Annotated in this window: 26 protein-coding genes and 1 pseudogene; 4 read left to right on the forward strand and 23 right to left on the reverse strand. The window is 35.9% G+C overall.

What is annotated here, in order from left to right:
* Positions 1-65 precede the first annotated feature (65 nt).
* Positions 66-524, forward strand: coding sequence for a MarR family winged helix-turn-helix transcriptional regulator (locus ACFX4N_RS02195; RefSeq protein WP_013057155.1), 459 nt, complete (start codon positions 66-68; stop codon positions 522-524).
* 35 nt (positions 525-559) lie between these two features.
* Here the strand turns inward: ACFX4N_RS02195 and ACFX4N_RS02200 are convergent, their stop codons facing one another.
* Positions 560-2,071, reverse strand: coding sequence for a class I adenylate-forming enzyme family protein (locus ACFX4N_RS02200; RefSeq protein WP_057273218.1), 1,512 nt, complete (start codon positions 2,069-2,071; stop codon positions 560-562).
* Between the two features lie 411 nt (positions 2,072-2,482).
* Between ACFX4N_RS02200 and ACFX4N_RS02205 the strand changes: the two genes are divergently transcribed.
* A complete protein-coding gene (locus ACFX4N_RS02205) occupies positions 2,483-3,127 on the forward strand; it encodes an SDR family oxidoreductase (RefSeq protein WP_013057153.1) in 645 nt (214 codons plus the stop codon).
* A gap of 35 nt (positions 3,128-3,162) precedes the next feature.
* On the opposite strand, the gene ACFX4N_RS02210 is transcribed toward ACFX4N_RS02205, so the two are convergent.
* From ACFX4N_RS02210 to ACFX4N_RS02260, 11 genes are all read right to left on the reverse strand, one after another.
* Positions 3,163-3,783, reverse strand: coding sequence for an NUDIX hydrolase (locus tag ACFX4N_RS02210; protein WP_013057152.1), 621 nt, complete (start codon positions 3,781-3,783; stop codon positions 3,163-3,165).
* A gap of 176 nt (positions 3,784-3,959) precedes the next feature.
* Positions 3,960-4,235 carry a hypothetical protein gene (locus ACFX4N_RS02215; protein ID WP_057273217.1) on the reverse strand — a complete coding sequence of 92 codons (276 nt, stop codon included), beginning with the start codon at positions 4,233-4,235 and terminating at the stop codon, positions 3,960-3,962.
* 126 nt (positions 4,236-4,361) lie between these two features.
* The gene (gene fabZ / locus ACFX4N_RS02220; RefSeq protein ID WP_013057150.1) at positions 4,362-4,787 is read right to left on the reverse strand and encodes a 3-hydroxyacyl-ACP dehydratase FabZ; all 426 of its coding nucleotides are present in this window, start codon (positions 4,785-4,787) and stop codon (positions 4,362-4,364) included.
* Positions 4,788-4,805: 18 nt separating this feature from the next.
* Positions 4,806-5,612 carry a cobalamin-binding protein gene (locus ACFX4N_RS02225; protein ID WP_013057149.1) on the reverse strand — a complete coding sequence of 269 codons (807 nt, stop codon included), beginning with the start codon at positions 5,610-5,612 and terminating at the stop codon, positions 4,806-4,808.
* Between the two features lie 100 nt (positions 5,613-5,712).
* Positions 5,713-5,991: a hypothetical protein gene (locus tag ACFX4N_RS02230; RefSeq protein ID WP_192100409.1), complete on the reverse strand. Its 279-nt coding sequence runs from the start codon at positions 5,989-5,991 to the stop codon at positions 5,713-5,715.
* 15 nt (positions 5,992-6,006) lie between these two features.
* A complete protein-coding gene (locus tag ACFX4N_RS02235; RefSeq protein ID WP_013057147.1) occupies positions 6,007-6,192 on the reverse strand; it encodes a hypothetical protein in 186 nt (61 codons plus the stop codon).
* A gap of 133 nt (positions 6,193-6,325) precedes the next feature.
* Positions 6,326-6,541, reverse strand: a complete 216-nt coding sequence (locus ACFX4N_RS02240) for a DUF378 domain-containing protein (protein WP_013057146.1) — start codon at positions 6,539-6,541, stop codon at positions 6,326-6,328.
* Positions 6,542-6,674: 133 nt separating this feature from the next.
* A complete protein-coding gene (locus ACFX4N_RS02245) occupies positions 6,675-7,148 on the reverse strand; it encodes a DinB family protein (RefSeq protein WP_098277892.1) in 474 nt (157 codons plus the stop codon).
* A gap of 432 nt (positions 7,149-7,580) precedes the next feature.
* Positions 7,581-8,396, reverse strand: coding sequence for a protein-glutamine gamma-glutamyltransferase (locus ACFX4N_RS02250; RefSeq protein WP_013057144.1), 816 nt, complete (start codon positions 8,394-8,396; stop codon positions 7,581-7,583).
* 129 nt (positions 8,397-8,525) lie between these two features.
* Positions 8,526-8,855 carry a hypothetical protein gene (locus tag ACFX4N_RS02255; RefSeq protein WP_013057143.1) on the reverse strand — a complete coding sequence of 110 codons (330 nt, stop codon included), beginning with the start codon at positions 8,853-8,855 and terminating at the stop codon, positions 8,526-8,528.
* A gap of 95 nt (positions 8,856-8,950) precedes the next feature.
* Positions 8,951-9,160: a hypothetical protein gene (locus ACFX4N_RS02260; RefSeq protein ID WP_192100410.1), complete on the reverse strand. Its 210-nt coding sequence runs from the start codon at positions 9,158-9,160 to the stop codon at positions 8,951-8,953.
* 1,198 nt (positions 9,161-10,358) lie between these two features.
* On the opposite strand from ACFX4N_RS02260, the gene ACFX4N_RS02265 reads away from it, so the two are divergent.
* The gene (locus ACFX4N_RS02265; RefSeq protein WP_235567301.1) at positions 10,359-11,018 is read left to right on the forward strand and encodes a hypothetical protein; all 660 of its coding nucleotides are present in this window, start codon (positions 10,359-10,361) and stop codon (positions 11,016-11,018) included.
* A 498-nt stretch (positions 11,019-11,516) separates the two neighbouring features.
* Here ACFX4N_RS02265 and ACFX4N_RS02270 read toward each other — a convergent pair.
* The 5 genes and pseudogenes from ACFX4N_RS02270 to ACFX4N_RS02290 all read right to left on the reverse strand — a co-directional run.
* A pseudogene (locus tag ACFX4N_RS02270) lies at positions 11,517-12,130 on the reverse strand (ABC transporter ATP-binding protein); the annotation flags it as partial.
* 243 nt (positions 12,131-12,373) lie between these two features.
* Entirely contained in the window at positions 12,374-12,721 is a 348-nt protein-coding gene (locus ACFX4N_RS02275; RefSeq protein WP_082611726.1) for an FtsW/RodA/SpoVE family cell cycle protein, read from the reverse strand.
* Positions 12,722-12,919: 198 nt separating this feature from the next.
* Positions 12,920-14,047 carry a hypothetical protein gene (locus tag ACFX4N_RS02280; RefSeq protein WP_377260777.1) on the reverse strand — a complete coding sequence of 376 codons (1,128 nt, stop codon included), beginning with the start codon at positions 14,045-14,047 and terminating at the stop codon, positions 12,920-12,922.
* Between the two features lie 450 nt (positions 14,048-14,497).
* Complete coding sequence (locus ACFX4N_RS02285; protein ID WP_057273210.1) at positions 14,498-15,058, reverse strand: nitroreductase family protein; 561 nt, start codon at positions 15,056-15,058, stop codon at positions 14,498-14,500.
* A gap of 238 nt (positions 15,059-15,296) precedes the next feature.
* Positions 15,297-16,589, reverse strand: a complete 1,293-nt coding sequence (locus tag ACFX4N_RS02290) for a Glu/Leu/Phe/Val family dehydrogenase (protein ID WP_192100412.1) — start codon at positions 16,587-16,589, stop codon at positions 15,297-15,299.
* 198 nt (positions 16,590-16,787) lie between these two features.
* On the opposite strand from ACFX4N_RS02290, the gene ACFX4N_RS02295 reads away from it, so the two are divergent.
* The gene (locus tag ACFX4N_RS02295; RefSeq protein ID WP_013057133.1) at positions 16,788-16,943 is read left to right on the forward strand and encodes a hypothetical protein; all 156 of its coding nucleotides are present in this window, start codon (positions 16,788-16,790) and stop codon (positions 16,941-16,943) included.
* A 9-nt stretch (positions 16,944-16,952) separates the two neighbouring features.
* Here the strand turns inward: ACFX4N_RS02295 and ACFX4N_RS02300 are convergent, their stop codons facing one another.
* The 6 genes from ACFX4N_RS02300 to pdxR form a co-directional block, all read right to left on the reverse strand.
* The gene (locus ACFX4N_RS02300) at positions 16,953-18,887 is read right to left on the reverse strand and encodes an alkyl/aryl-sulfatase (RefSeq protein WP_057273208.1); all 1,935 of its coding nucleotides are present in this window, start codon (positions 18,885-18,887) and stop codon (positions 16,953-16,955) included.
* 394 nt (positions 18,888-19,281) lie between these two features.
* Positions 19,282-19,479: a ChaB family protein gene (locus tag ACFX4N_RS02305; protein WP_013057131.1), complete on the reverse strand. Its 198-nt coding sequence runs from the start codon at positions 19,477-19,479 to the stop codon at positions 19,282-19,284.
* Between the two features lie 65 nt (positions 19,480-19,544).
* Positions 19,545-20,390: a DUF2971 domain-containing protein gene (locus tag ACFX4N_RS02310; RefSeq protein ID WP_013057130.1), complete on the reverse strand. Its 846-nt coding sequence runs from the start codon at positions 20,388-20,390 to the stop codon at positions 19,545-19,547.
* Between the two features lie 138 nt (positions 20,391-20,528).
* Positions 20,529-20,954, reverse strand: coding sequence for a hypothetical protein (locus ACFX4N_RS02315; RefSeq protein ID WP_280167324.1), 426 nt, complete (start codon positions 20,952-20,954; stop codon positions 20,529-20,531).
* 90 nt (positions 20,955-21,044) lie between these two features.
* The gene (locus tag ACFX4N_RS02320; RefSeq protein WP_377260781.1) at positions 21,045-21,170 is read right to left on the reverse strand and encodes a hypothetical protein; all 126 of its coding nucleotides are present in this window, start codon (positions 21,168-21,170) and stop codon (positions 21,045-21,047) included.
* 504 nt (positions 21,171-21,674) lie between these two features.
* Positions 21,675-23,108 carry a MocR-like pyridoxine biosynthesis transcription factor PdxR gene (gene pdxR / locus ACFX4N_RS02325; RefSeq protein ID WP_377260784.1) on the reverse strand — a complete coding sequence of 478 codons (1,434 nt, stop codon included), beginning with the start codon at positions 23,106-23,108 and terminating at the stop codon, positions 21,675-21,677.
* Between the last annotated feature and the right edge of the window lie 80 nt (positions 23,109-23,188).

Consider the following 23,188-nt stretch of genomic DNA (forward strand, 5'->3'; position numbering starts at 1 on the left):
TTCTATGGGCATTATACATGGTATAATGGTAAAAATGGAATTTGTTTTATGAGGAGGATTTACGCTTGACTGAACGTTATAGCAAAGAAGAGATTAGTCATCAGCTAGAAAGTATAGATCATGTAAAAGAAGCTCTTTTAAAATATAAAAACACCGTAATCGGTGAGAAATATGATTTGCTTCCCTACCATTTAACTTCAACAAAAGAGGCAATCTTAAAGACCATTCACGATAAAAAAAGCTGTATTGTTAGCGATATCACAAAAGTACTTGGACTCTCACCTGGTGCTATCACCATTGTATTAAATCAATTAGAAGATGATGAGCTTGTGAATCGTATTTATAAAAAGCAAAACCGCCGAAGCGTGTGGGTAGAGTTGACGGAAAAAGGCGAAAAAGTTGTCGAAATATTGCAAGCTACTCGTGTCGATTTTTGGTCAGATTTACTTTCACACTTATCAGAAGAAGAAAGAGATCAATACTTTCACATTATGAAAAAAATATCTCAAAAATTACAGCAATAAATATAAAAAAAGCGGCTATAAAGGCCGCTTTTTTATTATGCGTGTGCTAAGGCTTGTTTTTTCACTTCGTTTTTCAACACTTTTCCTACGCTGTTTTTAGGAAGTGATGAAACAAATACAACAGTTGGCACTTTATATGGTGCTAATCGTTCTTTACAGAAGTTCACTACATCTTCTTCAGTTAAAGCAGATGCTTCTTGTTTAACAACAAATGCATATGGAACTTCGCCGTACACATCATCAGGCATGCCGACAACTGTCGCTTCTAACACACCATCTGCTGCTAGGACAACTTCTTCTACTTGATCTGGGTAGATGTTGTCTCCTCCATATACAATTACATCTTTATAGCGTCCTTCAATGTAAAGAAATCCGTCTTCATCTAATCGACCTGCATCGCCCATCGCTAACCAGCCATCTTGTAAGACAGCGTTTGTTGCTTCTTCGTTTTGCCAGTAGCCTTTAAATAGATAAGGGCTTCGTACAAGTACTTCACCTTTTTCTCCAGATGGAACTTCTTGACGTGTTTCGGGGTCTACAATTTTAACTTCCACATGTGGAGCAGGTTTTCCAGCAGAGCTTACTTTCTTCCATCCCATTTGAGGATGCCATGAACTGATAATCCAAGCTTCTGTGCTTCCGTACCCTTGAGCTAAAATCATTCCGTTACGATCATATTGTTCAATTAAAGACTCTGATACTTTTGTTCCGCCTGACACAGCAAGTTTTAGAGGGAAATCATAGTGATCTCCTTTTTCAAGCTCTTCTACAATGTATTTTAATGCAGGTGGTAGTGCAAACAGCATTTTAATGTTTTCTTTTTCAATTACCTCAATTACTTTAGCTGGATCTGTTTCTTCAGAACATACCATTGTGTTTCCTGTGTTAATGCACATAAATAAAATGCTCATCGAACTCATGTGGAAGAATGGATGAACAAACAAATAGCGCATGCTTTTATCAATATTTGCACGTTCTTCCTGTCCGCCAGAATTTAAAAAGGCACTTACCGATCCGTGTGCAATCATACATCCTTTTGACTTACCTGTTGTACCTGATGTGAACATCATCAATGCTAGATCTTCAGGAAGTACTTCAGGAAGTACTTCTGGTGTGTTTGTGTTATACGCTGAGAATTGAGTTGTAAATTCTTTTGCATCCTCAATTTTTAACGTAAAACTAAGTCCATCCGTTTGTTCCGCTTTTTCTAATACAGACGTAAATTCATTGTGGTGGATAATCGCTTTTAACTGTCCGCTCGTAATAATGCTATCAAGCTCATAAGGTGTCATGCTCTTACTTAATGGAACAACGACTGCTCCCACTTGTAAAATCCCCATTGTAACGACTGGGTAAGCAATGCTTGTATGAGCTAAAACACCAATACGATCTCCTTTTTGAATTCCTTTCTCTAAGAAGTAATGAGACAATTGATTTACTTTTTCATGAAATTCATTAAATGTATAACGTTCATTATGTTCAACTAGTGCTTCATGTTGAGGAGAAATCTCTGCACGTTCTGCGACTAAGTATTGTAATGTGTTCATTTTATCCTCTCCTTTGTCCGCTCGGACTAAATATTTCGTTTATGAATATTTTAATGACTAAAACATAATAACAAAAAATTTTTCCGAAGTAAAAGTTTAAAATTATCAAAATGTGTTTATATAGGTTGTATCGGGAAATGTTAAAAGAGATACTGTTTTTAAGAAGTGTTGTATTACCAAGGGTTTGAGAAAATTTTACAAAATTTAAATAGTTCAGACACTGGGTTTAACGAACTATTTTTTTCCTTTTTTTGTTTGTAAATTAGTTTTTATTTCTTGTTTTTCATTTTTTTAATATATTTTCTTACTTTCCCCTTATTCACCGGATTTTGAGCTCATTTATTGAATGAAAACGGTGAATATGAAACAATAATATATAAGCATTTGGATTTGAAAGGAGCAAATTTAGACATGAAAGTTCTTGTAATTGGTGCGAATGGTCAAGTAGGCAAACATATTGTAAACATTTTGAATGAAAGTGATGTGCACACTGTGCGTGCGATGGTTCGTAAAGAAGAACAAGCAAAAGAACTTGAGGCAAGAGGTATCGAAACGGCTTTTGCAAGCTTAGAAGGCACTGTACATGAAATTAAGGAAGTGATGAAAGGCTGTGACGCCGTTATCTTTAGCGCAGGATCAGGCGGAAATACAGGCCATGATAAGACACTTTTAATTGATTTAGACGGTGCGGTAAAAGCGATGGAAGCTGCAGAAGATTTAGGTATTAAACGGTTTGTGATGGTAAGCGCACTTCAAGCACATCACCGTGAAAACTGGAATACTTCACTAATTCCTTACTATGTAGCCAAACATTACGCGGATAAAATCTTAGAAGCAAGCGGATTAACATATACAATTGTTCGACCAGGCGGATTGTTAAACGAACCAGGAACAGGGCGTGTAGATGCTGGGGAGAACAAAGAGCGCGGATCCATTCCTCGCGAAGATGTAGCGCGTGTGGTAGTGGAAACGTTAAGTGAAGATCATACATTCGGACGTTCTTTTGATTTAGTTTCAGGCGATACGCCTATCGCAGAGGCTATTCAATCTATTTAATATAAAAAAAGCAGCGAATACGTATTCGCTGCTTTTTATTTATCATTTAATACATGTACTAAATGATAAATCACTTTTGCTGTCAGTCCCCATATGACTCGATCTTCATAGTAATAAAAATGTTCTTCCATCTCTCTTGTTTGCCAATTATAATTTTCACCACCAATAATCGCGTCATAAGGAAAATTATGTTCGGGTTCTACCCTGAAATGGATATTGTGTATATCAGGTTCGGTACGCTGGAAAAAAGAAAGAGGCACGGTAAATACTTCTGCTACTTCCGAAGGATTCGGTCGAAGTTCAAGCGACTCATCAATAAAACCTACATAAGGATAAATGATTGTTCCGAATTGAGAAACAATATAATCTAAAGCTTGTACTTGCTGAATAGATTCAGGCGTAATCCCTAACTCCTCGGATGTTTCACGGATAGCCGTTTCTTTTTCGTCTGCATCCGTCTTCTCGACACGCCCTCCTGGAAAACAAATTTCTCCGGGCTGTCTTCGTAAATCCAGCGCTCTTACCTCAAATAAAACATGTAGTTCCCCTTGTTTTTCAATAAGCGGAACAAGAATACCGAAGCGAGAAAACTGCTCCATCCCAAGAATTGTCGGTATCCGATTTTCTAACTTAGCTATAATACGGGATGCATCCATACGTCCACTTCCTTTCACAAAATGAATTATCAAAAAAATAGCGAGTTGTAAGCTACGATGTCAACTAACCTGCAAAAGAAAGCTGTTATCTTTAGTATATGAAGATATCCATTCAATTGACACTACAATTGATAAAAATATATAACATGAATATAAATAAAAGCAGATAGCATCGGCTACCTGTCTTTTTGTTTTGTTTTTAACAACCCATAAATAAGTAAAAAGAATGCAACCACACTGATAAGCAATCCTCCTACTTGCTTATCAGTGAGTCTAAAACGAAGCTGAAGCCAAAAGATAACCAAGCAAATCAAAATGACACTGGTAGCTAAATAAAAGTAAATACTGTAGAAAAACGGATTCGTTCTTTTCCGTTTGTAGACAAGTAGTGAGATGCCTATATACGTACCCAATAGTGTGAGTAATACAACAACTTCCGTTAATGTTCTCACCGCATTCTCCCCTCTCCCTTTTTTCTTCTATACCCCGTTTCTTCTTTCATCAAAAGGAAGTTTGACTAAGGTATTTACAAAAAAAGCCCTTATGCCATAAAGCGGTTTCCTTCAATACACTTGCTTTTATATATCAAGAGCAAAGGTAATGACCGCTTCACAAGCTAACTCGCTGTCTACAAATGCTTTTCCTTTTCCTCTTACAATCTTTCCGCGCTGCTTGAGAACCTCAAATTCTAAACGCAGTGTATCTCCTGGCCTTACTTGACGCTTAAAACGACATTCGTCTATTCCTGCTAAAAAAGCAAGTCTTCCTTTTTGTTGGTCATCCGCAGCCATGGCAAATCCACCGAGCTGAGCAAGAGCTTCTACAATAAGTACCCCTGGCATTACCATATAGTCGGGAAAGTGGCCTTTGAAAAAAGGTTCATTTGCTGTTACTTGTTTGATTCCTACCGCAAGCTTTCCTTCTTCTTGCTCTAAGATGCGATCAACAAGTAAAAAAGGATAGCGGTGTTGAAGGGTATGTTTTATTTGTTTTATATCTTTCATATGTATCGCTCCTTTTTCTTATAATAAGGGGTCCTTACCGTCAAATGCAGGAAACGTATCTGGATGAAGAAGCGGCGCGAGTTTTTTTAACCCTAACAGCAACCTAGGTGAAGGACGACAATACAGCCATTCTTCTAGTACATATACGCGATGTTCTTTTATGGCAGACATGTCAGACCAGTTCGGTCTCTTGTGTAAAATCGTTGGATTCACTTTGTTTGTCTGTACGCCCACCCAAGCCAAACACACATGAAGTGGATTTCGTTTGAGCACTTCTTCCCAATCACTCTGTACATTTGCTTCTTTATGATCAGCAAATATATTTTCTCCTCCCGCTAACTCACTAATTTCAGTCAGCCAGTTTGCTTTGCCAGGAGTAAAGACAGGTTTTGGCCACCATTCCCAGTATACAGTGGCTTTTTCATCAATTTGATTTGCAATCCCTTTATATGTAGAAAGAAACTGATCATAACGCTTTAACAGTTCAGCTGCTTTTGTTTCAATGTTTAATCGCTGACCTAAATCCTGTAGATTTTGACGGATATCTTCTAGCGAATTAGGATTATATACGACATAAGGAAGCTTTCGTTTTTTTAGTTCTTCAATATTTCGCTCCATTCCAGGAACGCTTAGTGATGCTAGGACTAAATCGGGTTTAGCTTCTTCCACCGCGTCCATATTAATAGATAAATCGGGACCTAAACGCGGCAGACCTTGAATAGACTGCGGCCAATCGGAATAATCATCTATTGCTACGAGCAAATGCTCACATTTTAAATACGCTATTAGTTCTGTATTGCTTGGACAAAGCGAAACAATTCGCATAGTTCCCCTCCTGCATTCATTTCTTTTTTTCTATTATACAATAGATCCAAATATAAAAAGCAGAGACTTTCACTGAAGTCCCTGCTTTTGGTGCTCTCTCTTATCCGCCCATCGCGTGATAAAAGAAGTAAAAGAAACCTAAACAGCCAAGTGAACTAATGCTTGTAGTTAAAATGCCGATTGAAAGCAACACCTGTCCGTCTTTTTTTTGTTTGTATCGCAGCATATAATAAAAAGCTAAACAGGTGCCAAGAAGTAAATAAATAGCCCATATGTAAGGTAGATTCTTTAGCTGAAAGATGTATCCTTGATTAAATAATAAACAGTAAATAAAAAAAAGATTTACGATAAAAAATATAGGAAGTAGACTTTTCTTCATCTATTAAACCCTCTTCTATTCTTTATTTTCTGCTATAGTTGCTCTGTTTTGATTTCTCAGTTCATCCCGTATGTCACGTAAATATTGATTTCTCTCTTTCATTCGCTTTAAAACTATAACGATAACAGCTATAATACCAGCAATGATTCCTATATAAAGAACTCCAAACACTAAGATAGGTACTACACCCCAAAGCTCCATCTCATTCCTCCTATTTTTTAGTTATTACCTTATTTTACCGTATTTTGTAAGGATGTCACGTCTTTTATCCATGAAAAAGGGAGTTTGAATATACATTCAAACTCCCTAAAGAGATAATAAAAAATAATATTTATTATAGCGCTTTGCTTTTGACACTCGCTCCCGTTCCGAAGAACTTATCAAAAATTTGATAAAGAGCAGACAGGCCAACTAACCAATAAATCGTTGTTACTAACCAATCCCAAGAGCCAAATAGCTCTTCTACTACATTCACGCCTAATGCTACAGCTAACCAATTTAAACCGCCTAAAATCACAAGAAGAGTCGTTAAACCTGAAAGAAATTTCACGTTGTCACCTCCTTGCGAACTGCATTAGGAAAAGCAGCTCATGTTACATCTTATGCGCTGTATAGATCAGTATATGCATAGGCGCTATGTAAAATAGTTATAAAGAATATGTGATTTATTCTTTTTTATTTCCTTATTGTGCAGCTGCAGCTTTCCCAATTTGCTTAATCGTTTCTACATGCATCGCTTCGTGATAAAAGCTGAATAAAAACGTTTCGCCAACTGTTGTAAAGTTGATGCCCGCTTTGTTTGTAAAAGGTGTGATCAACTGTTTGTCAAACTGCTGAGGCATGAACTCTTTAATACGATGTGCTTGATCTTTCAACACATTCGCAATTTCTTCAAGAGAAGGAGCAGCCTCCGTCCAATCGGCAGGTTTTGTTCCTGCGCCAAAAAAGCTTTCATAACTCTCGGGCGTTTGCATCGCTTCACCAGCTAAGCCAAACACAAGTTTTTCTTGAATAAAGGCAATGTGTCCAAGATTCCAGCGGATATTGTTATTGAATCCTTTTGGTGTGATGTCCGCTGCCTCTTCTGTTGTTTTTTCGAGGATACTAATCGTAATTCCTCTTACAACGTCCATATGTTTTAAAATCATGTTCTCCATCGTCTAATCTCTCCTTACGTTGTCGTATTAGATAAACTATTCAATGTCTATTGTGCACAAATTATCCCTTAAATGCCACTCATAACATTTAAACCTGAAAATAAAAGAAAACTCAAAAGAAACATCCCCCTATATAAAAACTAGGGGGATGTTTTAAGCAGAAGACTTCAAATTTGAGACAGGTCCTTTGTTTGGCTTCGGTTTTAGCTGACCTAGCTTATTTTTTAGATAATCTTTTAATGCGCCGCGTTTTCTCTTGCGTCTTTTATCACGATTTTTAATGGGAATCTCCTCCTTTCCTTTTAGTTTTAAGACCTGTGTATTAAATGGATTCTTCTTTTATACATAAAATCCTTTTGAATTCTCAAATTTACCTTCATGTAATTCTTTCCTTTTTACAAAAAAAGATCAAAGTATCAAACCTTTGATCAATCAAGCTACATACGTAATCGACCCAATAGTGGAAATAATAGCGCTGTTTCTGTCGTACCAAACAACGGGTTCGTATCTAACTGCAAAATAACTGAGGTGAGCGGTGTGAAGCCTGACAATTTCATCTGACAGGTAAGCTGATTGCTTTGCGTCGTCTTTTCTCTTTAAATTTAACACTTCAATAATTCTTTCCCGGGTCGTAATTCCAATTCCATGACCAAAATATAGAGTTTCATCTAATACAATTGTGTTTTCACCTTTCCACTGGGGAGTATCAGGGTTATAATCAGGATTTTTAAAATACGCACAGTCTCCGGGCAAGTAGTCAGATCCTTTATAACCATGGAGCTCAAGATCTTCATCATATTGCCAATCGTGTAAGTAAAGATCAGCAAAAAGCCTGTTAAAGTTTGCTTTTCCAATATTATTTAATACAGCTTTGTAAAAGATGATGATAACAGCCGTCGCGCACTCAAACGCATATTCGTGTCCGTTGTAAAAAATATCATCGATGGCCTGATGAGGAGAAACGGTAGGCAGTAGCTGAAATCCTCCGTTATCGGTTCTTTTCCAATACTTTTCGTTACACCTAGAACGTGCAAATGTAGCAAACCTGGCACCGCTTTTGCGCAGCAACACAGACGATTCAATAATTTGTAATTTAACAGATACATCAAAATCAAGCTGGTCAAATGTAGCATACTCATACACTTCCCTATAGGCATCCATCTGTTTTAAAATGTCTGCTTTTTCTTTTGTTAACGAACTATTATTTAGATCACTTATTTTCACAATTTGTTGGTTAACTTTAATCATAGACGTTCTCTCCTTTACAGAAAATGATATCAATCACTTTCTCTAACAGGATATTGATAAAAAAAGATTTTGTGTATCTTCATTTATTTAAAATCATGAAGATTAGAAAAAACGATGAAAGAAAGTAATTTAACCAATAATCTTTTCCTTTGTTCCTTTTTGTCCTTTTGTAACCTTTTTAAATATAAAGCGAGCAACTAACACGTACAGTGGTAATACAATAATGACGGCAATAACATTTAAAATCCAAGGTATTGTCCCCATAAAAACGTTTGAAGATGCTTTATCATACCAGCTCACAATAAGTATTAAAAAGAAAACACTGGATATAAAAGTACTTATATATCCCTTCTTATAGTTTGTACTTCTCACAGCAACAACAAAGCCAATTATCAATGAAATGCCTGCTGCAATTAAGATAAAAATCAAAAATAAGTTTGCTACCTTTTGAACGTCCATTACTTCCCTCTTTCTTATAAAATTTTCACTCCAGAATCTTCGTTACGTCACTTATAAAAAAAGTAAATTTGAGTACTTTAAACTCCCTAAAACAATTAACGCCCTTTTCTAGATACAATTCCTACAGTATTTTGATTAGACGCTTCATTTTGTTTTTGATTAAAAGTTACTATTAAATTGTATATGAAAATCAACAAACCACACCCGACTATAACCCAGCGCATACTTCCTTGGAATGCAAAATTAAAAACGTTTGCTAAAGCTATTACAAGTCCTGTTGACATGTTAAGATAATTCCAAAACAAGTAAATCGCTCCTTCTTAACCATGTTCTCTTTAAATTAATCATTGCTTCTTCTTTTCTTAGGTCTTAATATAAATTCGTAGATAAACCAATAAATTAAAGGAAACAAAACAATAACGAGAAACCCGTTTTCAGCTGGTATATATTTATAGATTAATAGCATAATAATTGCAAATACAAGGTAAGCTATCCAAAATCCTTTATCTCTTTTACGCATAATTACCACCTCTCTGAACTGAAACAGCGTCCCATATAACGTCTAACGTATTTTCTATATACACAACCAAATTCTTTCTTAAAAGTATGTTATTAGCGAACGCCATACCAAGATAAGCCTAATTTTTAAATCTAGGCTTATCTCGATACTACCTATTTAGCAAGAAATACTTCTTCATTCACATTTTCAAAAAACGACTTTAACCTAGAAAAGTCTTCCTTGTTTCCCCGTGTAGAGAAAACTTCTTGCTCACTATGAACAACAACCATCGTAAGAGTTGATTTGAAAATTGTAAGGATTTGCTTTCCTGTTTTTATTTCTCTAATTTTATTAAATGGGATATGTAATACAATAGGCAGCTTAGAGGAAACTTCTCCGTAAAAAAGTAGGCTTTTTTCTGTATAAGCTAAAACACCTCGAATAGGTACAGAATTTCCATTTGGTACACCTACAAGTCCCGAAAATCCACTCTTTCACATTCATAGTAAGTTAAAATAGATTCTCTAATTTCTTCGTCGCTATCTATCTTTTCTTTGAACTCTTTAGTTGCTCTCTCTTTTAAACTCATACTATCCCCCCTATAAAACTCACTTCTTTTTAACGTACACCTAACTAAATTTTATAATAATTACACTTTTTTGTAAATTTCAGGTATCTGCCACCTAATTAATCTTTCTAGTTAAAATAATTCATACAAAAAAGTGCTTGGATATTTAAATACACAAGCACTTTTTATTAATCTCCCCAAACTCCAAAAACTTTATAGGAAGGATACGTTTTTGGAGCTACAGAAGGTTTACTAAGCGCGTAATCTTCTTCAATTTTTACATTAACAAATTATCACATTTTTATTTTACTTGTTTTTCTAAATATGTTTTAATTATACACTAGTAACTTCTTAATTTGATGCGTAAGAACTCTACCAGTTACACTTGGTTATTTGTGTAACTACGCTCTTATAATTAAGAGAAAGGAAAATGCTAATGGCCTTCGTAAAAAAAATAAACATCTCGTCCGAAGCTAAATCAATGGGTATAGACTTCTATGTACCTTTTTTAATTATTTTAATTGCAATACTTTATACGTGCTTTTCCCCTGATCTAGAAAGTCTTCAATATATATCAAGAATAATAGAATTTGTTGTATGTCCTATAGCCGCTTGGTGGTCCGTATACTTATTTTTAGATCACTCTGTTGATAAAGATAAAACAGCTGAGTTAACACCTAACTTCTCGACACCTATTTTGTCTTACGGCCTTATTAGAGTGACATCTTTCTTTCTTATTTTTCTAGCGGCATTTTTTGTATTACTAATTTCTATTACATTAAGGTACCCTTATCCTTACATATCATTATTTAATTTAACTATTATTTATGTTCCTCAAACTGTGTTGTACTGTTACTTAGGATTTTTCCTTATGGTATTATCACGAAACATTGCTATTCCGCTATTTATTTTATTAACATATATAGCGGTCAAGTATTGGACTACTAGGGACATTCCGGTATATAACGTAATGTCATTTTCTATAGATATGCAGTTGTATCCAAGGATTATCCTATTAGCTGTAAAGAATATTGCATTAGCTCTTGCTTTAGCGATTGCAGGACATTTCATTTTGGTCAGACGAAAGAAGATATAAATATTAGTATATACTAAAAAAGCTGAGCTCCTATCTACACTAGATCTCAGCTTTTTTATTTCTTGAATGGGCCCAGTTACAACATCGAAAGACTTAAAAAACATTAATTTACTTGCTCAACATATCAAACTTCGATTCTATTGTTTTTGCTATGCTTATTCATTATCCGTGAAAATCACCTGTATTTTGATTTACAGTTACGTAAGCGTTGTCTCCCGTATTCGTTTCTTTAACCCAAACCTCCCAATATCCATTTCCAATGCTTTTATAGCGGCTCGGTGTAACGTGATAACCTTCATATAAATCTTTCTCGAATTTATCAACCCAAGCTTCTGACGGACGATTTATAACGTCACTTTTTGTTTCACTCGTATTTAAGTATTGTCAGGTGTTGGTGCACTCTAAACAAAACAGGTGACCTGAGTAAGTCACCTGTTTTATTAGCTCTCAAATAATTCTTTTTTCTCTTCCTCAGAAAACCCCGTAAAAAACTTCTTATGTAACAAGAAGTATGCTTTGGCTAAGTTCGTTTTTGTGGTTACCAGTGTGTCTAGTATGACTTCGGAAGTATTAAAATCAAGGTTACCTGTAGGCTCGTCTGCCAGAATAATAGGTGGTTCAGTTATAATTGCCCTTCCTATAGCTACGTGCTGCTGTTGTCCACCTGACAGTTGTACAGGGCGGTGTTTTTTCCAAGCTGTTAAGCCCAAGAGCTCAACAACGTTATTTACTTTTAAATCAATTACATCCGATGTAAGTCCCTTTAAAACGAGCGGCAGAGCTATGTTTTCTTCTACAGATAAATCCTTTAATAAGTGGAATGATTGAAAGATAAATCCAATATTATCTCGTCTGTACGCTGAAGCTTGAGGTTCTTGGAACATATCTTTTGAAAGCATTCCTTTTAATTTAATAGTTCCACTAGTTGGTTCATCGAGTGCTCCTAAAATGTTCAGCAGCGTACTTTTTCCTGAACCACTTGTGCCCATAACAGCAACCATTTCACCTCCCCTTAACTGAAAGGATATATCATTTAGTGCAGTAACTTCATAGCCCTCTCCTCTATAAACTTTAGTTAGATCTTTTACCTCTAAAATATGTTGATTTTTCACGTCTTCACCTCGAAGTAAGTTTCTTTTTCTGTAGTAACAAAGATAGTTAACTCCTTTATCGCAGCTCCTTTTGTAAATTTCTACTATATCTAGTACGTTTCAAAACAGGAATAGTTTTACATTTTGAAGAAAACAGGTAAAAAAGTTTTAATTATTTACAAGAAACACAACAAGATATCGTCTCTTTAGTTCGCTTTTAGTATAAAAAAAGATAGTGGTATGAAGTAAGCCGCTATCTTCTAATCAGATACTTTTCAATTGAGTTGGTTCTGTACCAGTTTGTTTGTACTTCTTTTTAAACTTGTCCACTATAGAGATGTTAGCAAGTACACCAGTTGTAAACAATAGCAAAGTAATTGAGAAAACACCGTAACTGACAAAAGGAAGTGTTACTCCGGTGATTGGTAAGATTCCTGATACTGCACCAAGATTAACAAATGTTTGGATGTTAATCATAGTAGAGATACCAATGGCTAGTAACGAATCAAAAGGATACGAGCATCTCTTAGCTCTTAGTAACCCCTGCAAAAAGATAATGAAAAGGAGTTTTTTATAATTCTCGAGAAGAACAAGGTTTAGTAAAGATGACATAAAAGCACAGTATGGAGATATACTAAATGACGATATTAATCGTTTTTAAAGAATACGAAGCCAAACAAAACAAGCTGGCATTTTAAATGCGCAGCTTGTTTTCAGGGTATAAGATATTTATACAAAATTGGAAATAAGAACGGACATTTTTACTACTATTGTGTTCCTGTTTGTAAATTTTATTTCTAACATAAAAAGCTAAATGAACATATCTTTAATGTTAAAAGTGTATTTATCCGGTAATTTGTCAGCTCTCCTTGAAATCTCTGCTCTTTGGCTCTTTCTCCCCTTAATAACAACTGAATCTTTTTTTATACTTATGCTTCCAAAGCTATACGGGCACCAAAACAAATTAATATCATCTATTTTTGTAGTTTTAACAAAGTTAGAATTAAGGTCTGTAACACGTAGTTTAAATGGAGCGTTTGTAAGATGAGATTTAGGAACTGTATAAATGACCTCGGCTAAATACTTCTCATTTTGTTTCGCAAAGTATGTGAGCTCAATGTCGATACCTTCTTCTTTTATTTTTCCAATAACAGATTCTATTTTATGCTCTTCTAAGTAATCAAACTCCGTAATGCTTCTTAGTGCGGAAACTACGCTATTAAACATCATATTTGATTTAGTTTCGTTATCACTCGCCACATATTTTTTAGTATCTATTATCGAAAATGCATCTTTTCCATGGGGATTTGGAGTGAATTCTTGTTTTGCTTCTACTAATGTGTCCGCTAAATGTATAAAGATATGACTATAACCCGGCAGCATCACTTCTGATTTTCTAAGAAGGTTGCTGAAAATTTCAGTGTATATAAAGATGTAATCGGGTTCTGTTTCCTCCATAGGAGCAGAAATACTAATTGTTATTAACGGCTTTGTTAGCGGTTTTGGATTAGACAAAGATCTTTTCATTGAAAGGTCAGCTAGTTTAGCCCAGTTATTTTGAACTGTTTGCTTTTGCTTCTTGAAATATGTCTTTAGCTCCTTGAGTGTACGTGGTGCATTTTTTATCGATTGTTGAAATTCTAATAGAAGCTTGTCTTCACTAAAGTCGAGTTCTGACTTTAGTTTTATAGTTTTAACTAACATAATAGCCTCTTCAACTCTATGTAGGCCTGTTAAGAAATCCACTATATTAAGATTTTTGTTATTGTTAAAATTTCCAGGCAACTCAATTTCGGCTATATTTTCATAGAGAACACGTAATTTGTACTTCTTCTTAGAGGTAGGATTGTTTATAAAACGGATCAAAATGCACTCAAATGTGCTTCCATGGAACTCTCCTATTAAATGTTCATTTAAAAAAGTATCTAATAATTGCAAGGAATTGCAAGGAAAAGTTATTTTCTTCTTTCGTTTTAAAATCCTTATACTCAATCAAAAATCTCATTGGAATCACCTTGAAATATACAGTATATTTTTACTATACATTATATTTTAAAAAGCAGTCAACGCAAAGCATATAGCCAGTAAAGGGCAGTTTTATACAGGATCAATCAAACTTCACTTCTAGACAGAGGTTATTCATCTGGACACATTGAGATAGAATTGGAATTTGATTCTGATTCTGTTCCCTATATTAAGGAGCTATACAATATAAAGAAGGAAGAGAAAAATATCTAAGGTATCTTAACCTTTTGTTCTTTTATTATAAAATAATCATTTGAAGTTCGCGTTCAGTTTCCTTCTGCCACTTTTCAAAAACAATAAAAAAGGCAACAGCTCAACTTATGAGCTGCTGCCTTTTATTTATAGAAACACAGAAAGAACCTTTTAACGATACCAAATCGTTTTATCTTGATATGGAATACGTTTTGATGAAGCTTCTTTATTAGGATGTCCGACGTAAATTAAGCCTAAGAGCTTATCGTCTTCTTCTAGAGATAAAAAGTCATTCAGTTCTGTCTGATAGACAATTTCACCGGTTCTCCAAATTGTAGCCAAACCTTGTTCTTCCGCTACTAATAGCATATTTTGTATGCTTGCTGCTACGGCAGAGATTTCTTCAATTTCAGGCACTTTTCCAGAAGGACTTACTGCTACAGCAATAATGACAGGAGCGCGAAGCGGTCCTTTTTTTGCTTTTGTTGTTTTTTTCAACGCTTCTTCTTCACTTAAGTGACCAGTTTTTTGCTTCATAATACGTTCCATTTCGTCTCCTAAACGAACGCGTGAATCCCCTGTAAACACTCGGAACTTCCAAGGCTCTGTCTTTTTATGGTTAGGAGCCCAAGTGCCGGCTTCTAACATAAGGTTAATAGCATTTTCTGATACGTCTTTGTCTTGCATAGCCCCAATCGTTCTTCTGGCTTTAATAATATCTAATACGCTCATGCTTTTTGTCTCCTTTTCTGCATTCAATTTATTAGTATAGGTATGTATATATCTTATATATAGAATAATTGAAAATCATTCTCATTGTCAATTGTTTTGCCCTCATTCAGGTCGCGATGAATAAATATGCCAATTTTTTAAGCATGTTTGTTTTTTTAGCAGGTTTTCTTTTAATTATTTGGCAGTTCCGGTAAATAAAAAACGATTTGGAACATAGAGTCCAAATCGTTTTTTCATCTTATACCCAGCCGCGGAAACGAGAAGCTTCAGCTGATTTTTTGATTCCTGCCATGTAAGCAGCAAGTCTCATATCTACGTCATTTTCTTGAGAGATTTGATAGATCGTCTCAAATGAATCCACCATTACCTTGCGTAATTTGTAAGCTACTTCCTCTTCAGACCAGTAGTAGCCTTGATTATTTTGCACCCATTCGAAGTATGAAACCGTTACGCCTCCAGCACTCGCTAAAATATCTGGCACTAAAAGCACGCCTTTTTCATCTAAAATACGCGTGGCCTCAAGCGTAGTCGGTCCGTTCGCTGCTTCGACAATAATAGAAGCTTTAATGCGATGAGCGTTGCGAACCGTAATTTGATTCGAAATGGCTGCGGGCACTAAAATATCACATTCTTTTTCTAATAGTTCTTCGTTTGTCATTACATTTGTAAATAAATTCGTTACGGTACCAAAACTGTCGCGTCGATCAAGCAGGTAATCAATATCAAGACCAAGCGGATCATAAAGAGCTCCGTATGCATCTGAAATGCCAATTACTTTTGCTCCTGCATCATGCATGAACTTAGCGAGAAAACTGCCGGCATTTCCGAAGCCTTGAATAATAATTCGCGCTTCTTGCAAGTTAAGGTTTTTCTTTCTAACAGCTTCTTCTATACAAATGGTTACTCCTTTAGCCGTTGCAGTTTCGCGTCCTTGAGATCCTCCGAGTACGATAGGTTTTCCGGTAATAAAACCAGGAGAATCGAACTCACGCAGTCGGCTATATTCATCCATCATCCACGCCATAATTTGAGAGTTTGTATAGACATCCGGTGCAGGAATATCTTTAGTAGGCCCAACTATTTGACTGATGGCTCTTACATAGCCGCGGCTGAGTCGTTCTAGTTCACCAAAAGACATGTTTCTTGGGTCGCATACAATTCCGCCTTTACCGCCGCCGTACGGAAGGTCGACAATTCCGCATTTTAAGCTCATCCAAATAGATAATGCCTTCACTTCCTCTTCATTTACTTCAGGATGAAAGCGTACGCCTCCTTTAGTAGGCCCGACAGCATCATTATGCTGAGAGCGGTAGCCGGTGAAGACTTTTACCGATCCGTTATCCATTTTAACCGGAATGCGAACCGTCATCATGCGCAGCGGTTCTTTCAATAAATGGTATACTTCTTTACCATAGCCTAGCTTTTGAAGCGCTTCTTGAATAACCGTTTGAGTAGATAAAAATAAATTAAGTGATTCCTGTTCTTGCTGCTGTTCTTTTTTTAATTCACTAGCTGTTTTTGTAATGGACATTCTGTTCACCCCATATTAATCATTGAATTTTCTCAACGATTTAACATGCAATTCCTGTGCCAATTTCTGCTGCTTAACAACGCTTTTATATTATAAATAATCTGTATTAGCAAGCCTTATATTCCCTGCATAGGCTGATATTAGTATATACTTAAAGAAATAAGGCAAACTATTTATACTGCAAAGGAGGAAAGTGCTATGTTAAATGAAAGAAAAGAACAAGAGCGAAACAATCACTGTATAGAATGCTGTTCCATCTGCGGAGAAAGGCTAACATCTTTTCAAGAAAAAGAAATATTCACATGCGACAGCTGCTTTGAACAAAAAGTCAACGATGTGCTTTCTGAGTTGTAATCAGATACTCTATTTTTCAGAAACAGGTGTCACAATATTAAAGTTTGGATCGACAGAATCCTGACAAGACAAAAAGAAATCCCATTTTGATTTATCTCCTTGAACAAATATGACCGAGCTATAAGAGTGATCATTTGTAGTTGTGAGTCGATATAAGGTATCTTGCCACATCGTTACCGTCACCTCAGCTTTCTTTCGCGTATCTCCGAGATACCTAAAGATTCCATGCTTAAGTTCTGTGAGAGCTACTTCATTACGATCTGGTATTACAAACAATATACGATAGTTACATGCACCTGCCTTTAATCCATCTACGCGAATGCTAAATAGTTCTAAAATATTTTTTAAAGGAAGTGTATCCCATACTTCTTTTGTGATAATGTTGGCAGGCAGCGGTATATTACCTAAACGAAGTTCTTTGGCTCCTGTTAAATATTCATTTCGCCAAGGGCCAGATTCCGCTATATACCCTAATTGTTCAAGCGCGTCTGCACATAAAAGTTTTGCCTTTACATGGTGAGGATCAGCATAAATAACTTGTTTGGTCACTTCAGCTACCCATTGATAGTAGCCTTGTTGAAAACAGCGCTGCGCTTTTTTGACAATGTTGTCCGCTCCACCCATATACTCTACATACTTCTTAGCTGACTCTTCAGGAAACAGTTTATTTAAATCTACAGGATTGCTGTTATACCAGCCCATATAGCGCTGATAAACCGCTTTTGCGTTGTGGTTAACCGTTCCATAAAAACCGTTGGTATACCACTCGTGAGATAGGCTTTCTGGCAGCTTCATCATTCGGCCGACGTGATCAATGGTATATCCTTGATTCATGAGCCTTAATGTTTGATCATGAATATATTGATAAACATCTCGTTGATTTTCGATATAGGTAATACACGACTCGTTTCCGAACCTTGGCCAATTATGTACCCCAAATACAGTTGTTAGTTCTTGGCCAAATAAATCGATTGCTTGCTGCAAGTATCTTGCCCATGCTGCTGCGTCTCTTACTTTTGCTCCTCTGAGCGTATAGAGGTTGTGCTGAGTGGCCGTACAGTTTTCTGCAATACACAGAGACTTTTCACTAGGAATATAGATGTTCATTTCAGCAGGCGCTTCCGTTCCGGGCGTAAGCTGAAACTGAAATGAAACGCCGTCAATTTCTTTACTTACATAAGAATGATGTTGGGAAGGGCGAATTTCTTCTATTCCTTTAATAAGCGTAATTGTTCCAAACGAAATTTCTTTTCCGATACCGTTGTCAATTAAGCCTTTTTCATCGCGTCGCAGTCGAATACCGTACATGTATTGACTTCTTCGTGTCATTGCTGTTGCCGCCGTGACGTTTTCATCGATAACTGCGTCCATAAACCCAGCAGGAGCATAAACTTTACTATTTTTATTTTGTGTTGAGTCAGGTAATATCCCTAGAACTCCGCCGTAATGGTCTATATGCGAATGAGAGAAGATAACGGCTTTGATAGAGTGTTTACCGCAGTGCTGGTTTACTAGTTTAAGCGCTTCTTCTGCTGTTTCTTTTGACGTCAAGCAATCAATAACAATCCATCCCGTTTTCCCTTTAACAAATGTAATATTAGCCATATCAAAGCCTCTTACTTGAAAGATATTTTCAGTTACTTGATATAAGCCGGCTTGTACATTTAATTTTCCTTGTTCCCACAGTTTAGGGTGGACAGTAGCAGGTGTAGATTGTTCAAATAAAAAAGCGTACTTTCTTAAATCCCATACAGGATACAGCTGATTTTTTTTGAAAATCAGAGGAAAAGGTACGCGTACAAGAGCTTGGTAATCCGCAAGATTTTGTTCTACTTTCACTTGTTCCCAGTCTATGTTTTTATAAGTCTCAGCATTAGTCGCTGCAGTCTTTTGAGTAGCATCTTTTCTGTGAATCGTTAACTCCTGTTCATAATCAAACAGCATAACCCCCTCCTTTTTATTACTTTATGCGTAAAAATAAGACGAAGTACAAAAAGGGAGGGAAAATAGAGTCAATAAAAAAGAAGATGCGCTTAGCACGCATCTTCTTTTTATACTGAATGTTATGTTTGAATAGTCGAGTATTCTGTCTGAATTAGACAGCCTAGCACTTAGTATAACGATTGTTTACCAGTGTGCCTTTTGTAATCAAAACAAATCTTCCTTCTAAGGTGCTCAATACGTTTCTTGAAGTCGCTGTAAAACAATGCATGTGTACAGTCTCTCCTTTCTTGTATTGGCCTTACATAGAATGTATACCCTCGAAAAAATAATTGAAACCTAATTGGGAGACTTTTTCAAAAAATAATAATTCCATTATGGTTAGGCTCTTTTTTCACTATTTTTTCACCCAGTTGTCATTATCATCTTTTTTGTACTTCGTTTTCACCGCGTTCCAAGCAACTTTGTGAGCGGTAGCTTCTTCTTGGTATTCATCACTTGCTGAATTGAATGCTTCTTTATAAATTTCCTGAGCGTGATGAGGAAGATTATCTCTTACTCCATCCGGCAGTTCTTTTAATGAATTGTAAGGCATGATAGTATTCCTCCTTGAAAACATCTTTTACTACTGATTTACCTGTTTTCAAATAACATAAACATTTAATAAATATAGTCCCTATACAAGTCGGACTGAGTGACCTTTTTATAAGCGAGTCCGTGTTTTTTAGCAAGGGCTTTTACTTCATCTACACAGCTTTGAGCGCTTCTTGGGGACACGTAAATTTCATTGATAAGCTGATGTAAATTACATGTAAGGAGGTTACCATGCTCATGAGAAAACTCATACGATCTTTTTTCAAGGATATCCATTCGTTTTTGCCATTGATTTGCGGAAATACCTTGAATTTCGAATAGCTTTTGCAGTTTCCAAGCGTGTATACGACTTGCTACAATAACAAGCCTCAATTCATTTTCATGCTGATAGGATTTACGCTTGTAAAATAACGTGTCATATACAGAGTGACTGACCATTTCTTTTTGGAAGTCTATGTACTGCACTTTGCCAGAGAAGATTTTATAGCGTAAATCTTTAATACTGCACAATAAATTTTCATAGGTGGTTTTAATAGCTACGCCATCATTCCCCTTTAAATATAGATCCCACATTCCAGCGGCTTCGTAATCATTGATATGCCAGGATGAAACAGCAGAAAATTCATGGATTTTTCTTATATAGGTTCTAGAGGTACGGTTATGACGTTCGCCTTTTTTTCTTAACTCTTCTATGTTCCACATTGAAGAGCATCCTTCAAGGGGGTCCGAAAATGCATCAGGTTTTGCGAAAAAAAGCGCATTGGTTTCCAGTAAATCTTGAAAATCAGACAGCGGCATAAATCGCCACACCGTCGGATTATTGTGCAACTTATACCGTTCATCATAATCGTCATAGCTAGATTCGAATCTTTTGGCATATTCGTAAGCTTTATCTCTATAAGCTAAATCCATTGATTTTCCTCCTCTGAATGCATATTCATACTTGAATTATAGCACTTAATTGTTGTAATTTTCAAAATTATCCACCTGTATTAAGAGAGTTCTGTTATCAGAAAAGAAGACACGCCTCAACATCTACAGCGTGTCTTCTTATTTAATGAAATGAATGTTTTGCTTAACACTTTCACTTTCTGGCTGATTTAATTCCAATAAATAAATTTCATCCGCTCGAAAATCAGTATTCTTCATTTCTTTTTTTAAGGTACGAATAAAGGCAGCTGAACTTTTTCCGTAGGCTTCAAAATAATGAAACGTGTGTACAACAAATAGAATGGATGCTCCACTGTAATCTTTTTTGCTCTTTTTTTGGATGTTTTCTAGCACTTTTTCTATATACTCTTCTACAGAACCTTCCGTCTGGATACGGGGTAGAGCAAAATTTCCTGAATTCACCCTCTGTGCATCTTCAAATTCCAGTTTCCCATCTTTGTAAGAAGTAATTTCAATTCGTTTTTCAGTACCATCCGGCTGAAGAATTAATCCGTCGTATCCTTGACTTCCAATAATAAGCTTCAATTTTGAATTCCTCGGACAATAGGAAGATTGGCTGAAGCAATAAAGCGGATAAAACTCTTCAAAAAACTTTTTGAAACGCCCTTTTTTAAGTCAAGCTAATTTTATATATTCTCTGTTTTGATGAATCATTTGCTGCGTATGTTCAAAATACTGCTTCATTTCTTCTTGCGTCCTGTACACATCAAGATCTTTAAATAATTCATCCATCTTTTTCACCTTCAATCCCACCAACTAAAAAAGTCTTCTTACTTAGTAGATACATATTCATAAATGTGTGTGACAATTTTCTTTTTTTAAAGATATAGCTTTTTTAAAACAAAACGTGCACACTTTTCATTTTTTTGCATATCCTGTTATTCGTGCGTTCAATCATGAGCGTAAATTTCAGCCTTTAGTTGTAAAAGATGAACCGCAAAGTTACAGCTGATGGCGGATGATATGCGTCTGATTATTTCATAAACTATAACAAACAGAAAATTTAACAATAATTGAGGTGTTGAAAATGTTTGATAATGATTACGTAGTTAAAACCATTCACGATTTACATGTAAAACGTGCAGAAAGCAAATTAAAAGTCTTCTTAACTTATTTTTATCATAAAAAATAACATGTATTTATAGACGGTAATATATAGTCAGTTGTTAGTTGGAGTTTTTTATAGGAAGAAGAGTTTGATACAAATAAAAAGGAATAGTGGGTAATCCACTACTCCTTTTTTTACTATACTTGCAATTCCCGAATAAGTTCAGCAAGAATTTTAATGCTTCTATCGATATCTGGTAAAGAAGCATAGGCGTAAGAAAGCCGAAGATAACTGCCGGTTTCTTGTGCATAGATACTCCCAGAATTAAGCAATATTCCTCTTTTTAAAGCACGAGAGTATAAAGATTTCATTGAAATAGAAGGTTGAATATGCACCCATATAAAAAAACCTCCTTCAGGATTCGTCCATGTTGCTATATCTTCTGCATATGTTTCTAAAGCATTCAGCATAACTTTTCTTCTTGTTCGCAATTCCGTTCGTACCGTTTCCATATGCAGTTGATATAAGCCATTTTCAAACCATTCTGCTGCCACTCTTTGAGACAATGAGCTGGATCCATAATCTGTTTGCATTTTAATATCCGCCAAACGCTCAATGACTGGTTCTGGGCCGACTATCCATCCGATACGTAATCCCGGGCTTAATGTTTTAGAAAGACTGCTAACATATAACACGTGTCCATTTTTATCTAAAGCTTTTAATGGCAACGGAGGCTGTTTATTTAGCCATAATTCGCGGTATAAATCATCTTCAATAATAGGAAGCTGATGTTCCTCACATTCTTTCAGCAAATCGTAACGCCTTTTTTGGGACATTAATATTCCCGTTGGGTTATGGAAACATGGATTTGTATATAAAATAGCTTGCCCTTCTTGAGGGTCGGCGCGTTTTATAGCTGTTACTTTTATTCCTTCCTCATCCATAGAAAGACCTTTGAGTTTCATTCCAGCTGATTGAAATACATGTAAGGAGTATAGATAAGAAGGTTTTTCTAGCAAAACCGAAGAGTTCTTTTGCAGCAGTCCAATTGAAATAAGCTGAAGAGCTTGAAGAGCGCCGGAAACAATTAAAATAGAATCTGGAGAAGATTCAATCCCCATTGTTTTCATATACGCACTTAACTCTTTTCGTAAAGGAAAATACCCCTTTGGTTCTTCGTATCCCAGAACCTCCATGTTTTTTGCTACTTTTTCCATAGCGTATTTCATTTTATCTTTAGGGAATATGTCAGGTGAAAGCTCTCCTTTGCTTAATTGAATAAGTTTTGAGTTAAATTCGGATTCATTAATATCTTGTACCATTGCTTGACTCGGACGATGCATACCTGATTTCACATGAACATTCCAATCGGGCGGAGTCGTAGCCAAAAGCGTCCATGTATTATTTATAACGATTGTTCCCTTTCCCATCTTACCTTCAATTAAACCGTCCGCTGTTAATTCCTCTAATGCTGTGATGACCGTACTTCGGTTAACATCGAACATAGCAGCAAGCTTTCGCTGACTAGGAATTTTACTTCCAATCGGCCATTCTCCACGCGCAATTTTCTCTTTCATAAAATCAATGATTTGCTTGTATTTTGGATAACTCGCACTGTTCTCTTGATTCATACATTTACTCCTGTTTTTAAATTGGTTGGGTTAATTGCTTTTAAACTGGTTGAAGACATTTTATCAAATGTTTATTAACA

This window comes from Priestia sp. YIM B13551 (assembly GCF_042787905.1).
Lineage (GTDB): Bacteria > Bacillota > Bacilli > Bacillales > Bacillaceae_H > Priestia.

Excerpts from the sequence above, each read along its gene's own strand:
- ACFX4N_RS02200 (WP_057273218.1), bottom strand. The coding sequence starts at position 2,071 with ATGAACACATTACAATACTTAGTCGCAGAACGTGCAGAGATTTCTCCT.
- ACFX4N_RS02205 (WP_013057153.1), top strand. The coding sequence starts at position 2,483 with ATGAAAGTTCTTGTAATTGGTGCGAATGGTCAAGTAGGCAAACATATT.
- ACFX4N_RS02210 (WP_013057152.1), bottom strand. The coding sequence starts at position 3,783 with ATGGATGCATCCCGTATTATAGCTAAGTTAGAAAATCGGATACCGACA.
- fabZ (WP_013057150.1), bottom strand. The coding sequence starts at position 4,787 with ATGAAAGATATAAAACAAATAAAACATACCCTTCAACACCGCTATCCT.
- ACFX4N_RS02225 (WP_013057149.1), bottom strand. The coding sequence starts at position 5,612 with ATGCGAATTGTTTCGCTTTGTCCAAGCAATACAGAACTAATAGCGTAT.
- ACFX4N_RS02230 (WP_192100409.1), bottom strand. The coding sequence starts at position 5,991 with ATGAAGAAAAGTCTACTTCCTATATTTTTTATCGTAAATCTTTTTTTT.
- ACFX4N_RS02235 (WP_013057147.1), bottom strand. The coding sequence starts at position 6,192 with ATGGAGCTTTGGGGTGTAGTACCTATCTTAGTGTTTGGAGTTCTTTAT.
- ACFX4N_RS02245 (WP_098277892.1), bottom strand. The coding sequence starts at position 7,148 with ATGGAGAACATGATTTTAAAACATATGGACGTTGTAAGAGGAATTACG.
- ACFX4N_RS02250 (WP_013057144.1), bottom strand. The coding sequence starts at position 8,396 with ATGATTAAAGTTAACCAACAAATTGTGAAAATAAGTGATCTAAATAAT.
- ACFX4N_RS02255 (WP_013057143.1), bottom strand. The coding sequence starts at position 8,855 with ATGGACGTTCAAAAGGTAGCAAACTTATTTTTGATTTTTATCTTAATT.
- ACFX4N_RS02265 (WP_235567301.1), top strand. The coding sequence starts at position 10,359 with ATGGCCTTCGTAAAAAAAATAAACATCTCGTCCGAAGCTAAATCAATG.
- ACFX4N_RS02275 (WP_082611726.1), bottom strand. The coding sequence starts at position 12,721 with ATGTCATCTTTACTAAACCTTGTTCTTCTCGAGAATTATAAAAAACTC.
- ACFX4N_RS02285 (WP_057273210.1), bottom strand. The coding sequence starts at position 15,058 with ATGAGCGTATTAGATATTATTAAAGCCAGAAGAACGATTGGGGCTATG.
- ACFX4N_RS02290 (WP_192100412.1), bottom strand. The coding sequence starts at position 16,589 with ATGTCCATTACAAAAACAGCTAGTGAATTAAAAAAAGAACAGCAGCAA.
- ACFX4N_RS02295 (WP_013057133.1), top strand. The coding sequence starts at position 16,788 with ATGTTAAATGAAAGAAAAGAACAAGAGCGAAACAATCACTGTATAGAA.
- ACFX4N_RS02300 (WP_057273208.1), bottom strand. The coding sequence starts at position 18,887 with ATGCTGTTTGATTATGAACAGGAGTTAACGATTCACAGAAAAGATGCT.
- ACFX4N_RS02305 (WP_013057131.1), bottom strand. The coding sequence starts at position 19,479 with ATGCCTTACAATTCATTAAAAGAACTGCCGGATGGAGTAAGAGATAAT.
- ACFX4N_RS02310 (WP_013057130.1), bottom strand. The coding sequence starts at position 20,390 with ATGGATTTAGCTTATAGAGATAAAGCTTACGAATATGCCAAAAGATTC.
- pdxR (WP_377260784.1), bottom strand. The coding sequence starts at position 23,108 with ATGAATCAAGAGAACAGTGCGAGTTATCCAAAATACAAGCAAATCATT.